This is a genomic window from Acanthopleuribacter pedis (assembly GCF_017377855.1).
GTDB lineage: Bacteria > Acidobacteriota > Holophagae > Acanthopleuribacterales > Acanthopleuribacteraceae > Acanthopleuribacter > Acanthopleuribacter pedis.
On sequence record NZ_JAFREP010000027.1, the window covers coordinates 59,604 to 74,005 of the forward strand.

The window sequence follows — 14,402 nt, forward strand, 5'->3', positions numbered from 1 at the left end:
CGGCAAACATTCCGCCACATTCGCATTTCAACCCGTTGGGGTTCGCCGGATCAAAGCCCCTACAATTATTCCGCCACATCCGCATATCAACCCAGTGGGGTTTGCCGGATCAAAGCCCGGACGAACATACCACCACATCCGTTTATCACCCCAATGGGGGCTCACGAACGGAAAGGCTCCGAAGGAGCCGACACCCTATCCAGGTAATTCCCAGGCGAGGATCGTCAAAAGACGATGGATCAACGCATAAATGTGCGAATAGAACGACCCACGGCCGATCACCGACCTTGACACTATGTCAACCCTTCGGTAACCTTAGCCTCATGCCGAAAACTGACCGCAACACCGCCCACAACATCCTCCAGGCGACCGCCGAACTCCTGATCCAAAGTAATGGCAAAGGCGTGCGCATGGGTGACATCGCCAAGGCCGCCGGGATTTCTCGCCAAGCGGTTTACCTGCATTACAGCTCGCGCACCGAACTACTCGAGGCGACCACCAAGTTCATCGACGAACAACTCGGCCTGCCGGAACGGCTCGCTCCGTCACGCAATGCACCCGACGGCGTTACCCGCCTCGCACGCTACATCGCCATGTGGGGCGAGTACATCCCCGAAATTTATCCCACCGCCAAGGCCTTGCTGCTTGCAATGGACACCGACGAAGCCGCCGCCGACGCCTGGCGCGACCGGATGCAGGACATGCGCGAGGGTTGCGAGGCCGCCATTCGCCACGTCGAAGCCGACGGACGCCTCGCCGCGCCCTGGACCGTCGACACCGCCACCGACATGCTGTGGACCTTACTCTCCGTGCGCAATTGGGAACTGCTTGTGCAGGAGCGCGGCTGGGAGCACGCGGCCTACACCCAACACCTGCAAGATGTCGCCAAAAAAACTTTTGTCGAAACCCTTGGGTAAAACCGCGCGTTCATCCGTTTTCATCACCAACCCAACGACCGACAGAAGCATCTTTCGCTAAGTACGACCACCCCATTTTAAAAAGGCACGTTTTCGGGAAAATCTTTTGATTCGGCAAAGGATTTTGGTCTCCCCGAAACACCCACCCTTGCCCGCACTTCTCCCGCGTTTTGCGCGCCTTTTCAGGTTGTCCGCCCGGCGAGAAGACGGAACACAGCACCCGTTTTTTGGCGGTGGGGCGCCACCCAACCGGCGATGCTTGGTTGGGCTTGCCGCAACGCTACCGCCACGGTTTTTGGTCGGCGCCCATGCAGCGCAGCAACGGATGCACGGTCCAATCAACCTTCATGTCCGGCTACGGCGGCAACATGGTGGTGATGGCGGCCAACGGCATCGAAGGCATGTAACGCGTGCTGGATGAACTGGCCCCGGTCCCCTGTAACTAACCCGCATGTCTCGCAAGGCGTTCTACTACGGGGCAACCCATGCGATGACGAGGGAGCGGCCTTGCGACTTACTCGGTCGAGCCGCCTTCATCACCGTGAACCTCGAGTAGCCGAATCCCGCCCCAGCCGATGAAACCGATTCCAGCTACAAACATCATGACACCGTACCGTGAATTCAAAAACGCGGGAAACGCCAAAATGCCGATCACGAGCACCGCGCCAAACAGGATCATTCCCAGCGCGTGTCGGCGGTATTCCACCGCACCATCCACGCGCAATTCCATCTCGCCGGTACCTTCCGGCATAATCACCTCGGTTTGCTTGCGGCGCCGCCTTTCTTCAACCGGTTTGCGTTCCTCTTCCATCAGAAGCCGCCCTCGGCCGGTGCCGCCTCGTCGGTAAGACCCCAGATTTTCCTCAGGTAAAACCGTTCGTGTTGCGCCGGGAAATTCGGCAGCACCCCAAACACGGTGTAATCCAACTTCTCGTAAAAACCGCGCGCCTGAAAACTAAAGGTATCCACAAAAGCGCCGCGGCAGCCGCGTCTCGCCGCTTCTTTCTCGCCGAGCAACACCAGCTCACGGGCGTAGCCCCGACCGCGCAATTCCGGTTGAACCCATAGCGCCACAATTTCCAACCACTGCCAATAGGTGGCGCCGTAGAAACCACCCACCACCGTGCCCTCGGCGTTCTCGAGCAACAGCGTCAACGCCTGCTGCGCCACCGGCGGTAACCCCTTACGGCCCCAATCCTCGGAAATCCCCGCGTACAGGGGTTGCAACTTCTCGGGTGGAACCACTTCACCCTGAAACAACGTCAAATCATCAAACACATCGCCCTCGATCCCCAATAAAGCAAAACCAACACAAATGTCGCCTAAGCTTATCGCATATTGGGACCAAGCATAAGACCTAAGAAGCGCGATCACGCGCGGTGATTTTAGCCAAGTCTCTAGGCTACAACGACGTTACGCAAAGTCGCCGATGTGTTCTTGGTAAACGGTATCGAAGGCCGCCTCAAGATGGGCATTGGTACCACGCATGCGGTCCACCACGGCTTTGCACCAGTTGAAATACTCGGCGCAACGCGCGTCGCTCCAACCCTTGGGTGCGGCCCGCACAATATCCCGGACATTGCTAATTTTATCGCCGAGTTTGATCAAACGCGCGCCCTGGCTAATATGCGCCGCGTGTTCCAATTGCGCCGCCTTGCGCTCTTTGCGCGACAAACTGGTGTCGTCACTCACCTCATCGACGTAACCACACACCGTTTCGCCGAAAACCCGGGCGACCTCCTCCAGCGAGGTATCGGTATCTTCCACCGTATCGTGCAGCACGGCGCCAACCAAGACGGCCTCGTCACGCACACCGCCCTCAAACCACAAAATGTAGGCCACCTCGACCGGGTGGTTGATGTAGGGCGATGCGGCAGGATCCTTGCGCCGCTGATCGCGGTGTTTTTGCGAAGCAAAATAAACGGCGCGCAACAACGCACCAGACATAACGAAATCAGGCGTATTCCCCATGGTCGTCCCCAGATCAATGCCGTCACTTCAACCCCGTGCGACAGGGCATTTTTTCCCTTACCTTAACTATCGACGCCCCGTGGCGTTTTCATGAAGATTTCAGCGGAAAGGCAGGCGCGACCGACACCCGCGTGGGGTAACAGTCCCAACGTCGGGTCGGCCGCCACGGACCGGCCTAGCAAAAGAATTGGCGTCCTTCGTGCGATCTTTGTTAACGCGAGGCACCGCCGATATCGCGGCGATAATGCTTGCCGGCAAAGTCGATTTTGTCCACAAGCTGATAGGCCCGGGTACGCGCCGATTGCAGGCTTTGGTCCCATGCGGTCAGGCCCAGAACCCGGCCCCCGTTGGTAACCAAGCCGCCGTGACCGTCCCGTTTGGTACCCGCTTGAAAGACGACGCCTTGTTCGTAGGCACCGACGCCGGTAATTTTGTCGCCTTTGCGTGGTGAGCGCGGGTAACCGTCCGCGGCCAACACCACACACACCGCGTGGCCGCCGCGCCATTTTAGGGCCGGTTCCGTGCGCAAGTTGCCGGTCGCGGCTTGGTGCAGGATCGGCAGTAAATCGCTTTCCAAGAGGGGCAGTAACACCTGGGTTTCGGGATCACCGAAACGCACGTTGAATTCCAACACCTTGGGGCCGTTCCAGGTCAACATCAATCCGGCGAACAACACACCGCGAAAGGGTTGACCCTGATCGTTCATGTGCTTCATAACCGGGGCCGCGATTTCTTCCTCGATGCGGGTCATCAGCTCGGGTGTCACCATCGGGCTAGGCGCAAAGGTCCCCATCCCGCCGGTATTGGGACCTTTCCCATCCTCGTAAAGCGTTTTGTGGTCCTGGGCCGTAATCAAGGGCACAATGCGCTCGCCGTCACAAATCAGGTGAACCGAGGCCTCGGTCCCGGTCAAAAACTCCTCAACCACAACCGTGCGACCCGCGTCGCCGAAACGACCGCCTTCCAATGCCTCGCGCAAGGCTTCGCCCGCCTCTTGCTCGGTTTGGCAGATGGTCACACCTTTACCGCCGGCCAAGCCGTCGGCTTTGACCACAATCGGCAGGTTTTGCTCGGCCACATACGCCAGCGCCGGATCGAGTTCGGTAAAGGTCTGATAGGCCGCGGTGGGAATACTGGTCGCATCCATCACCTCTTTGGCAAAGGCCTTACTGCCTTCCAAACGCGCCGCCGCCGCGGAAGGTCCGAAACAGGGCACGCCCACCTCGGCAAGACGGTCGGCAATCCCGTTGACCAAGGGCAACTCGGGGCCCACCACCACCAAATCCAAGCGATGCTCACGCGCGAAATCCACCAGGGCGTCGTCGCCGTCAAGCGCCACGTTTTGGCCCAGTTCGGCGGTACCGGGGTTGCCCGGAACGAAAAATAGGTCGGTCAGCAGCGGGGACTGTTTGATTTTCCAGCCCAACGCGTGTTCACGGCCGCCTGATCCCATAATCAGCACTTTCATAAATCACCCTCAACCCTATCCAAAACACGGAGCGGGACAAAACCCGCGTTGCCAACAAGAACCAAAAAAGGCCTTCCGCCCGCGCCCATCGCGTACCAGGGGCGGTGCCTTGGCAAAGCGATGGGGACCAAGAGGAAGGCCCGCGGTTGTTAAACCAACTCGACACCGATGGCCAAACCGTTGCCGCCGCCCATACACAAGGACGCGACACCGCGTTTGAGGTCGCGCTGTTTGAGCGCGTAAATCAGCGTGGTCAGGATACGCGCGCCCGAGGCACCGATGGGGTGACCCAGGGCAACCGCGCCGCCGTTAACGTTTACCTTCTCGGGATCAACCGAGAGTTCGTCAACCACGGCACAGGCTTGAACCGCGAAAGCTTCATTGAATTCAAAGAGGTCTACGTCGCCGGGCGCCCAGCCCGTTTTCTTGAACAATTTCTGGGTGGCGGGAACCGGGGTCATCATGACCCACTCGGGCGCGAGACCGGAAGTGGTGTAGTCGACAATTTTGGCCAGCGGTTTCAAGCCCAGAGCCTCCGCTTTTTCTGCCGCCATGACGACCAACGCGGCGGCACCGTCGTTGATGCTGGAAGCGTTGCCCGCGGTGACCGTCCCGTCTTTTTTGAAGGCGGGACGCATTTTGGCGAGTTTTTCGTAGGTGGAACTTGCACGGGGTGATTCATCTGTGTCGACCACCACGGGGTCACCCTTGCGCTGGGGCACGGATACCGGCGTGATCTCTTCCTTGAAACGACCGGCTTCCACGGCGGCGACCGCTTTTTGCTGAGAAGCCAAGGCGTATTCGTCCATGCGCTCGCGACTCACGTTGTACTTTTCGCTGACCATTTCGCCGGTAATGCCCATGTGGAAATCGTTGTAAATGTCCCACAAACCGTCGTTAATCATGGAATCGACCACTTGCTGATGGCCCATGCGCATGCCTTGGCGGGCCTTGGGCAAGAGGTACGGCGCGTTGGTCATGCTTTCCATGCCGCCGGCCACGGCGCAATCGTAGTCACCGGCGCGAATCGCCTGCGCGGCCAACATCACGCTTTTCAAACCGGAGCCACAAACCTTGTTAACCGTGAACGCACCGACGGATTCGGGGAGCCCGGCGTGGATGGCAACCTGACGGGCTGGGTTCTGGCCCAAACCGGCGGGCAACACATTGCCCATGATTACCTCGTCAATTTCGGCAACGTCGACACCGGCCCGTTCAACGGCCGCTTTCACGGCGGCGGTTCCCAACTGGACCGCGCTCAAGCTGCTGTAGGCACCTTGGAAATTGGCAATCGGGGTGCGCACGGCACTGACAATGACTACTTCTCGCGTCATGATAACTCCTTGAAATGGTCTCGAGCCAGGCGCGGCACATCGCCGTGCTGCGTCCCCGCGATCCCCTGGCTCCCATGTTTGATGGGAACACCCCCCTCGGGTTGGATGCGGTTCTTCGGACGTTTCCAGCTCTGGTTGCGGTTAAAAGCGGGCACCACGGAGCGATGCCTAAATCGATTGTTTTTGGATCAGGGTTTGGTTCCCCATGTAGGGCTGCAACGCGTCGGGAATCCGAATGGTTCCGTCCGCGTTTTGGTAATTTTCGAGGACCGCCACCAGGGTGCGGCCGATGGCAAGACCACTGCCGTTAATGGTGTGGACCAGGCCTTTGCCGGACGCACCTTTGTAGCGGATCTTGGCGCGACGTGCTTGGAAATCGCCAAAATTACTGCAGCTGGAAATCTCGCGGTAGGCCTGCTGGCCGGGCAACCATACTTCCAGGTCGTAACATTTGGCGGCGGCGAAACTGACGTCCGCCGAGCAAAGCAGCATGACGCGGTAGGGCAATTCGAGACGGCGCAGAATCTCTTCCGCATCGTCGCGTAACTTCTCGTGTTCGGCCTCGCTGTTTTCCGGCAGGACGAACTTCACCATTTCTACTTTGTTGAATTGGTGCTGGCGGATCAAACCGCGCGTATCACGGCCGTAGGAACCGGCCTCGGAACGAAAACAAGGCGTAAACGCCTGGTAGTTCAAAGGTAATTGATTTTCTTTGAGGATTTCGTCGCGGTGAATGTTGGTGACCGGAACCTCGGCGGTCGGGATGAGATGGTAATCGCTGCCTGCGAGGTGGAAGCTGTCCTCTTTCATTTTGGGGAACTGGCCCGTGCCGAACATGCTGTCACCGTTGACAATGAACGGTGGCATCACCTCGAAATAACCCTGCTCTCGGTGGACGTCGCACATAAAGTTAATCAGCGCGCGTTCCAAGCGCGCGGCGTCGCCACGCAGGACACAAAAACGCGCGCCCGCGACCTTGGCGGCCCGTTCAAAATCCATCAAGCCGAGTGCGGTCCCCAGGTCGACGTGGTCCTTGGGTTTAAAATCGAATGTCGTGGGTTCGCCGTGGATCGCTACTTGGACGTTGTCGTCCTCACTGTTGCCGGCGGGCGTGCTCGCGTCGAGCATGTTGGGAATACCGGCCAGCAGTTCGTCCAGATCGCTGTTGCATTGGGACAATTCGCCGTCCCGTTCTTTGATGCGGTCGCCGATTTTGGCAACCTCGGCTTTTATGGGTTCCACGTCTTCACCGGCCTTCATCATTTGGCCGATCTTTTTGGATTGCGTCTTGCGTTCCGACTTCAGGTTGTCGGTCTCTTTAATCAGATCGCGGCGTCGTTGGTCCAGCGCGGCAAACGCGGACAGATCGATTTTTGCGTGGCGCGCCCGCAACATGGCTTCGACGGATTCGAGATCATCGCGCAACAATTTGACATCGAACATGAGGGTTTCCTTTATGAAGGTGCGGCGGTTTCCAAACCGGTTCACCCGAATACCGGGGTGGAAGCGCACCGGATTTCGCATTCGGCACCTAGCATAACGTATCTGTTCATGCGACGGTATCCCCTGTTCGCGGTTTCCCACCGCGCAAACCGGAAGGCAACACCCTGCAAGCGGTTCCTTCCGCGTCGGGACCTGGGTATAATGCGCTCTTTACCGCATTGCAGCACAAGGGGGCCGGCATGGGCGAACACGAACCGAATCACACGGGACCTTATCCGCTGCCGCCCTGGAAACGGGCCGTCATTAAAGTAGGCAGCGCCTTGTTGGCGCCCGAGGGGCAAGGCACGAGCACCCGTTACCTGTTGCCGCTGGCCCGTTTGATCGCGGAAAAGAAACGCGAGGGCAAAGAAATTGTGCTGGTCAGTTCCGGCGCCGTCGCCGCGGGCCGGTCTTTTTATCCCAAAAGTCGACCGGGGGCGCGTTCGCTCGTTGAGAAGCAGGCCTTGGCCGCCATGGGGCAAACGCGGTTGATGCAACTGTGGTCACGCTTTTTCGATTTTCCCTGTGCCCAAATTCTTTTAACCCACGACGATATTCACCACCGCAAGCGTTTTGTGAACGCCAAAAACACCCTGCTTTCGTTGCTGGGCATGGGCGCGCTGCCGATTGTGAACGAAAACGATACGGTCGCGGTCGAGGAACTGAAGGTCGGCGATAACGACAACCTCGCCGCCCATGTCGCGGTGTTAATTGAGGCCGATTTGCTGCTTATTTTCAGCGACATCGACGGCCTGTACGACGCCGATCCCCGCAAAAACCCCGAGGCCGACCTGATTCGCGAAGTTCATCAAGTGGACGGATCGATTCTGTGCCTTGCCGGCGGGAGCGGTAGCAGCGTCGGCACCGGCGGCATGATTACCAAACTCCAAGCCGCGGGCAAAGCCGCCGACCGCGGCATCAACACCGTCATTCTCAACGGCAAACGCGGCCAGGCCATCGATCATTTATTAAATGAAAAGGCCGACGGCACCTTTTTCCACCGCACCGCTCAAGCGCAAGCCGCCAAAAAACATTGGATCAGCCACGCGTTGCAGGTGCAGGGCACGGTTGAAGTCGATGCCGGCGCACGCCGCGCCTTGCTCACCGAGGGCGCCTCGCTGCTGCCTTCCGGGGTGACCGCTTGCAGCGGTTCTTTCCAGCGCGGCGACGCCGTGACAGTCGTCTATGCAGGTGAATCTGGTGAAGAGGTATTGGGCAAAGGCATTGTGCAGTACAATCATGCCGACCTTAACCAAATAAAAGGCGGCCAGAGCAGCGACATTCGCGCGCGCCTCGGTTACGCCTACACGCCGGTGATTATTCACCGCAACGATCTGGTCACCGGAATGCCGGTCGAACCGGTCGCCGAGGAGGAGTCCGAATGAGCACGCAGCAAGCTTTTCAAACCGAGGCATTGACCACCATGGCGCGCGCCTGTCGCAAAGCCGCGCGCGGCCCGGCCCGCGCCACCACCGCGCAAAAGAACCGGATGTTGCGCGACCTCGCCGACCGACTCGAGGCCGAAACCGAAGCGATCTTGGCCGCCAACCAAAGGGACCTCGACGCCGCGCCGGGTTACGGTCTCAGCGCCGCCATGGTCGACCGCCTGCGGCTGGATGCAAAACGTATCAAAAGCATCGCCGACGCCGTTCGCCAGGTGGCGACCTTGCCCGATCCCGTGGGAGCGATCAGCGATTTAAGGCCGCAAGCCAACGGGATCCAAGTGGGTAAAATGCGCATCCCGCTGGGTGTGATTTGTATGATTTACGAATCGCGACCCAACGTCACCATCGACGCCGCGGTTTTGGCGCTCAAGGCCGGCAACGGCATCATCCAGCGGGGCGGCAAGGAAGCCTTTCACTCGAACCACGCGCTGGCGGCGCAAATCGGCCATGCGCTGGAAGCCCACGGATTTGAAGCCGCGGCTGTTTCGCTGGTGCCCACCACCGACCGCGCCGCCATGAACCATCTGCTGACGCTTGAAGAAGAAATCGACCTGGTCATTCCGCGCGGCGGCGAAGGATTGATTCGTTTTGTCAGTCGCACGAGCCGCATCCCCGTCATCAAACACTACAAGGGCGTGTGCCACCTGTACGTCGACGCCGACGCCGACCTGGATCAAGCCGTCGCCTTGCTAATCAATGGCAAAACCCAACGGCCCGGCGTGTGTAACGCGCTCGAGTCCCTGTTGGTCCACGCCGACATCGCCGACGCCTTTTTGCCACGTGCGCTGGAAGCCTTGGCCGAAAAAGGCGTTGAAGTACGCGGCTGCCCGCGCACCCAGGCCTTCAGCGATCAGGTCCTCGCCGCCACAGACGACGATTACCACGCCGAATACCTCGACCTGATCATCGCCGTCAAAGTGGTGGACAGCTACGATGCCGCGCTGGACCACATCGAAACCTACGGTTCCAACCACAGTGAGGTGATTTGTAGCCAGAATCGCAGGACCACGGAACGGTTTTTACGAGACGTGGACGCCTCCGCCGTGCTGGTCAACGCCAGCTCGCGCTTCAACGACGGCGGCCAGTTGGGGCTTGGTTGCGAAATCGGCATATCCACGACAAAGCTCCACGCTTACGGCCCGATGGGGCTGGTTTCGCTGACGACGGAGAAGTTTGTGGTGCTCGGCGACGGCCACACCCGCGACTAACCCACGGCGCCGGGCAAAAAGGCAAGAGCGCCACAAAAGTTTTCATTTTCCGCTACAATAATGGCCGACTCTGCCTTTTTGCCGTACCTTTTTCCGATTCGCCGCGCGGGTGACGGGGTCACAAGATCACCCGCGATTTATCTTTGGCATCGGTGCCCTTCTTCATGGGCTCGGCAACAACGCGGGGCCGCTTACATTTTGTTTCACCACCGTCGAACCGGATCGACCACCGCGACGGCCCCCTCTTGCCTGCTCGTGCATCGCGCGACCGTGACGGTATTTTTGGTGTGACACCCCAAGGACGGACTTTATGGACTACGGCCTGGTGGGCAACTGCCAATACAACGCCTTGATCGACCCTAATGGAAACGTCGCCTGGCTCTGTTGGCCGCGTTTCGATTCCAGCTTCCTCTTCGGTGGTTTGCTGGACAGCAACCACGGCGGACGCTTCCGCATCTCGCCCGGGGACGACAGCCGCGGCGAACAAAGCTACCTGGTGAACACCAACGTGCTGCGCACCGAGTTCACCACGGATCGCGGCCGCTTCGAAATCATCGATTTCGCGCCGCGTTTTGTGCTTTTCGAGCGCTACCACAAACCCACCAAACTCTTTCGGATCGTGCGGCCGCTCAGCGGCGAACCCGTGATTCGCGTGGAAATCGAACCCAAGGGCGACTACGGCCGGGTCACGCCCACGCCCGTTTTCGGCAGCAACCACATTCGCTACAACGGACTCGACCAGGAACTTCGCCTAACCACCAACGCTTCGCTTTCCATGATCGCCGAACAACGGGACATGGTGCTGCGCGAACCGCTTTACTTCGTGCTCAGCTACGGCGAACCCCTGGAAGCCAACCTGGAACACACCTGCAAAGAGTTCCTGGAACGCACCATCCAGTACTGGCAAACCTGGGTCAAACACTGCTACCTGCCGCTGGAGTACCAAGACGCCGTGATCCGCTCCGCGCTCGTGCTCAAAATTCACCAGTTCGAGGATACCGGCGCCATCATCGCCGCCACCACCACCAGCATTCCCGAGGCCCACGGCACGGTGCGTAACTGGGATTACCGCTATTGCTGGATGCGCGACGCCATGTTCTCGCTGCTGGCACTACAACGGCTGACCCAGTTCGAGGAACTGGAAGGTTTTGTCAGCTACCTACGCAACCTCACCGAGGTGAGCCAGGACGGTGAAACACGCCTGCAACCGGTTTACGGGATTAGCGGCGAACACGCTTTGATCGAACACATCCTCGACCATCTCGAAGGTTATCGCGGGCACCAACCGGTGCGCATCGGCAACCAAGCCTACGAACACCTTCAGCACGATGTCTACGGCGAGTTGATCCTCGCTATCAGCCAGTTGTTCCTGGATCGGCGCTTTATCAATCCCGAACAGGGCATGCCGATCACCCTGATCACCCGCCTGCTCAACCACATCGAAACCTACCTGGAAGCCAAGGACGCCGGTCTGTGGGAGTTCCGCGGCATCGCCCAACTGCACACCTTTACCTTATTAATGCACTGGGCGGGCGCCTCGATGGTCCACCAAATCGGCGAAACCCACGATCTACCCGAGCTGAAAACCAAAGCCGAGGCACTTCACCGGCGCGCTTCAGCCTTAATTGAAGACCGCTGTTGGGACGAACAACTCGGCGCCTACACCATCGCCGCCGAGGTCGACGCCCTCGACGCATCCTTATTAATGATGATTAATTTGGGTTACCTCGACCGCGACAACCCGCGCGCCCATCGCCATGTGGACGCCATCGCTCGCCGCCTCGACGCCGGTAACGGCTTGATCCACCGCTACACCATGCAGGACGATTTCGGCGCTACCGAAAACGCGTTTTTGATTTGTTCCTTCTGGCTGGCCGAGGCCTACGCCCGTCTCGGACGTCGCGCGGAAGCCGAAGCCCTGTTCAACACCTTGCTCGCCAACGCGAACCCACTCGGCCTGTACAGCGAGGATCTGGACCCCAAAACGGGCGAACTCTGGGGCAACTTCCCGCAAACCTACTCTCATGTCGGCTTGATCAACGCGGCCTTCGCCCTTGCCCGTCACGACGAAGGCCACGGCTTTTTTAACCCCCGGTACTACCGCACATCAACACAAGCATCTGATCAATAATCGGTAACCCGTGTTTGTTCCGAACATTTCCTCGGCGGCCCCCTCGTCGTGCGGAGCAAACACGGCCCCCCATCAACCCCATGAAATCGTTCGTCCCTCAGGAGTGAACCAGCCATGACTAAGAAAAGACGGATATTAATTATTTCCAATCGCTTGCCCATCACCGTCAAAGAAGAAAACGGCACCTTCGACGTACGTCCCAGCGCGGGCGGTTTGGTCGCGGGCCTGCGCGGTATCCACCAAAACGACAACGACGATACCTGGTGGATCGGCCACGGCGGGGTGTTTGGCGACGACCCCTTCACCCGCCTTCGCCGCGAACTGGAACCGCGCAAATTGGTCCCCGTCCCCATCGACCAAACCACCTACGACGGCTACTACAACGGCATGGCCAACAACGTGATCTGGCCCCAGTTTCACTACTTCCCCTCGATGATGCACTACCAGCCGCGCAACTGGGAGGCCTTCGAACAGGCCAACCGCGCCTTTGCCGATACCGCGCTTGAGGTCGCCAAACCCGGCGACTGGATCTGGGTCCACGATTACCAACTCATGCTGGTTCCGCAAATGTTACGCGAACGCGCGCCCAACCTCCGTATCTCCTACTTCCACCACATCCCCTTCCCCTCCTCGGAAATTTTCCGCACCTTGCCCAACCGCGTCGCCCTCTTACGCGGCCTGCTCGGCGCCGACTTGATCGGCTTTCACACCTACGATTATGTGCGCCACTTTATTTCCAGCGCGGTCCGTTTGCTCGGCAAAGATGTGTACCTCGACGAAATTACCCACGGGGACCGCATGGTCAAAGTCGGTGCCTTCCCGCTCGGCGTCGACTGTGAATCTATCAACGCCGTTTGTGAGGAACTCGACCACTTGGCACCGCCCCAACAACCCTTCCAAGAACTCAACGCTCCCCTGGTCATGCTCGGCATCGACCGGCTCGACTACACCAAGGGCATCCCCGAACGCTTGGAAGCGTTTGGCCGTTTTCTGCGCAAGAACCCCGACTACATCGGCAAAGCCGTACTCGTCCAACTCTGTGTCCCCTCACGCCAGAAAATCCCCAGTTACGGCGAACTCCGTGCCCGCGTAGAACGGCTTGTCGGCCAACTTAACGGTGAGTTCGGCAAGCCTGGCTACACGCCTATCCATTATTTATATCAGTCTTTTAGCCAAAAAGATGTGGTGGCACTTTATCGCAAAGCGCAGATCGCGTTGGTCACCCCCCTCCGCGACGGCTTAAACCTCGTCTGCAAGGAATTTGTCGCCGCGCATACCGACGAGGACGGCGTCGTCATCCTCAGTGAACTGGCCGGCGCCGCCACCGAAATGGGCGAAGCCCTTTCCGTGAACCCCTTCGACGTCGAGGATATGGCCGCCGCCATGCTACGTGCCGCCACCATGGAACCCGCCGAACGCCAAAGTCGCATGCGCGGCCTGCGCAAGCGCATCCTCGAATTTGACAACTACGTTTGGTGCCAAACCTTTTTGGACAGTTGGGCCAACATCACCGAAACCCGCGCGGATAAGTCGGTCAAATTGGAACCTCACGCCTTCGCCGACTTCACCGAACAACTGCGCAAGGCGCGACGCGTCTTTTTGTTTCTCGACAACGACGGCACGCTCACCCCGATCGCGGCCAGGCCGGAACTCGCGATTCCGCCGCGTGAGGTCGTTGAGCTTCTCCGCCAATTCGGGCTGTTCGGAAAAATGCACGTCAATATCGTCACCGGGCGCCCACGGGAATACTGCGAAACCTACTTTGGCGATCTACCCCTCAACCTGATCACCGAACACGGCATTTTCATGCGCTCGCGCGGTGAATTCGAATGGGAATCCCTCATTGATCTTGAGGACTACACCAGCACCCGCACCGAGGTGAAACGCTTGTTCGACATGTTCGTGCGTTTTGTGCCCGGCAGCCACATTGAAGAGAAAATCGCCTGTTTGGTGCTGCACTACCGTCAGGCCGAACCGCTGTTTGCCGAATCCCAGGCCAAGCTGCTTATCGAAACCCTGCATGCCCTGCTCGGCAAAACCACCCTGTCCGTGTTCCCCGGCAAGAAAACGGTTGAAGTGCGCCCCTTGGTTGCTGACAAAGGCCAAGCCGTGGAAATGGTGTTGACCCGCCACGATTTCGACCCTGATCAAGATGTGTTCTTCACCATCGGCGACGACACCACCGACGAGTTCATGTACAAAATCCACCCGAATAACAATTTCTCGATCCACGTCGGAAAACCCAACGTCCACGCCCATTACTACGTGGAGGGCCCGGTCGAAGTCGCCCTGCTCCTGAAACACATTCACGAAACGCTGGCCTCGGATCTAGCCGGCCAATCTGCACCCGAGATCGAAGATCCTGAACCCGCCGACCCGGTCGGGGCGGCCGACTCCGTCGGGGCTACCGACGCTTAAATACCCCACGCAAAAAAGGTCGCAACGC

General features: G+C 59.0%; 12 protein-coding genes. 6 read left to right on the forward strand and 6 right to left on the reverse strand.

The genetic code is table 11. The features are described from left to right. Positions 1–323: 323 nt before the first annotated feature. Both J3U88_RS24940 and J3U88_RS24945 read left to right on the forward strand, forming a co-directional pair. Positions 324–917, forward strand: coding sequence for a TetR/AcrR family transcriptional regulator (locus tag J3U88_RS24940; protein WP_207861720.1), 594 nt, complete (start codon positions 324–326; stop codon positions 915–917). 263 nt (positions 918–1,180) lie between these two features. Continuing rightward, complete coding sequence (locus tag J3U88_RS24945; protein ID WP_207861721.1) at positions 1,181–1,324, forward strand: hypothetical protein; 144 nt, start codon at positions 1,181–1,183, stop codon at positions 1,322–1,324. A 107-nt stretch (positions 1,325–1,431) separates the two neighbouring features. On the opposite strand, the gene J3U88_RS24950 is transcribed toward J3U88_RS24945, so the two are convergent. From J3U88_RS24950 to serS, 6 genes are all read right to left on the reverse strand, one after another. Continuing rightward, complete coding sequence (locus tag J3U88_RS24950) at positions 1,432–1,668, reverse strand: hypothetical protein (RefSeq protein ID WP_207861722.1); 237 nt, start codon at positions 1,666–1,668, stop codon at positions 1,432–1,434. A gap of 59 nt (positions 1,669–1,727) precedes the next feature. Then, the gene (locus J3U88_RS24955) at positions 1,728–2,195 is read right to left on the reverse strand and encodes a GNAT family N-acetyltransferase (protein WP_207861723.1); all 468 of its coding nucleotides are present in this window, start codon (positions 2,193–2,195) and stop codon (positions 1,728–1,730) included. A 135-nt stretch (positions 2,196–2,330) separates the two neighbouring features. Further along, entirely contained in the window at positions 2,331–2,888 is a 558-nt protein-coding gene (locus J3U88_RS24960; protein WP_207861724.1) for an HD domain-containing protein, read from the reverse strand. Positions 2,889–3,099: 211 nt separating this feature from the next. Beyond that, a complete protein-coding gene (gene purD / locus J3U88_RS24965; RefSeq protein ID WP_207861725.1) occupies positions 3,100–4,356 on the reverse strand; it encodes a phosphoribosylamine--glycine ligase in 1,257 nt (418 codons plus the stop codon). A 149-nt stretch (positions 4,357–4,505) separates the two neighbouring features. After that, positions 4,506–5,690 (reverse strand): acetyl-CoA C-acetyltransferase, encoded by a 1,185-nt coding sequence (locus J3U88_RS24970; RefSeq protein WP_207861726.1) that lies wholly within the window; start codon positions 5,688–5,690, stop codon positions 4,506–4,508. 168 nt (positions 5,691–5,858) lie between these two features. Then, on the reverse strand, positions 5,859–7,133 hold the full coding sequence (gene serS, locus J3U88_RS24975; protein WP_207861727.1) for a serine--tRNA ligase: 1,275 nt from the start codon (positions 7,131–7,133) through the stop codon (positions 5,859–5,861). A 239-nt stretch (positions 7,134–7,372) separates the two neighbouring features. Here serS and proB point away from each other — a divergent pair, with 239 nt between their 5' ends. The 4 genes from proB to J3U88_RS24995 all read left to right on the forward strand — a co-directional run bounded on the left by proB (position 7,373) and on the right by J3U88_RS24995 (position 14,374). Beyond that, on the forward strand, positions 7,373–8,557 hold the full coding sequence (gene proB / locus J3U88_RS24980; protein WP_207861728.1) for a glutamate 5-kinase: 1,185 nt from the start codon (positions 7,373–7,375) through the stop codon (positions 8,555–8,557). Beyond that, complete coding sequence (locus tag J3U88_RS24985) at positions 8,554–9,825, forward strand: glutamate-5-semialdehyde dehydrogenase (protein WP_207861729.1); 1,272 nt, start codon at positions 8,554–8,556, stop codon at positions 9,823–9,825. Before proB ends, J3U88_RS24985 begins: the two co-directional genes overlap by 4 nt. Positions 9,826–10,135: 310 nt before the next feature. Continuing rightward, positions 10,136–11,956 (forward strand): glycoside hydrolase family 15 protein, encoded by a 1,821-nt coding sequence (locus J3U88_RS24990; protein ID WP_207861730.1) that lies wholly within the window; start codon positions 10,136–10,138, stop codon positions 11,954–11,956. A gap of 114 nt (positions 11,957–12,070) precedes the next feature. Beyond that, positions 12,071–14,374, forward strand: a complete 2,304-nt coding sequence (locus J3U88_RS24995; RefSeq protein ID WP_207861731.1) for a bifunctional alpha,alpha-trehalose-phosphate synthase (UDP-forming)/trehalose-phosphatase — start codon at positions 12,071–12,073, stop codon at positions 14,372–14,374. Positions 14,375–14,402: the final 28 nt, after the last annotated feature.

What these genes read in the sequence shown, in the direction of transcription:
- J3U88_RS24940 (WP_207861720.1), top strand. Translation starts at nt 324, where the DNA reads ATGCCGAAAACTGACCGCAACACCGCCCACAACATCCTCCAGGCGACC.
- J3U88_RS24950 (WP_207861722.1), bottom strand. Translation starts at nt 1,668, where the DNA reads ATGCCGGAAGGTACCGGCGAGATGGAATTGCGCGTGGATGGTGCGGTG.
- J3U88_RS24960 (WP_207861724.1), bottom strand. Translation starts at nt 2,888, where the DNA reads ATGGGGAATACGCCTGATTTCGTTATGTCTGGTGCGTTGTTGCGCGCC.
- purD (WP_207861725.1), bottom strand. Translation starts at nt 4,356, where the DNA reads ATGAAAGTGCTGATTATGGGATCAGGCGGCCGTGAACACGCGTTGGGC.
- J3U88_RS24970 (WP_207861726.1), bottom strand. Translation starts at nt 5,690, where the DNA reads ATGACGCGAGAAGTAGTCATTGTCAGTGCCGTGCGCACCCCGATTGCC.
- serS (WP_207861727.1), bottom strand. Translation starts at nt 7,133, where the DNA reads ATGTTCGATGTCAAATTGTTGCGCGATGATCTCGAATCCGTCGAAGCC.
- proB (WP_207861728.1), top strand. Translation starts at nt 7,373, where the DNA reads ATGGGCGAACACGAACCGAATCACACGGGACCTTATCCGCTGCCGCCC.
- J3U88_RS24985 (WP_207861729.1), top strand. Translation starts at nt 8,554, where the DNA reads ATGAGCACGCAGCAAGCTTTTCAAACCGAGGCATTGACCACCATGGCG.
- J3U88_RS24990 (WP_207861730.1), top strand. Translation starts at nt 10,136, where the DNA reads ATGGACTACGGCCTGGTGGGCAACTGCCAATACAACGCCTTGATCGAC.
- J3U88_RS24995 (WP_207861731.1), top strand. Translation starts at nt 12,071, where the DNA reads ATGACTAAGAAAAGACGGATATTAATTATTTCCAATCGCTTGCCCATC.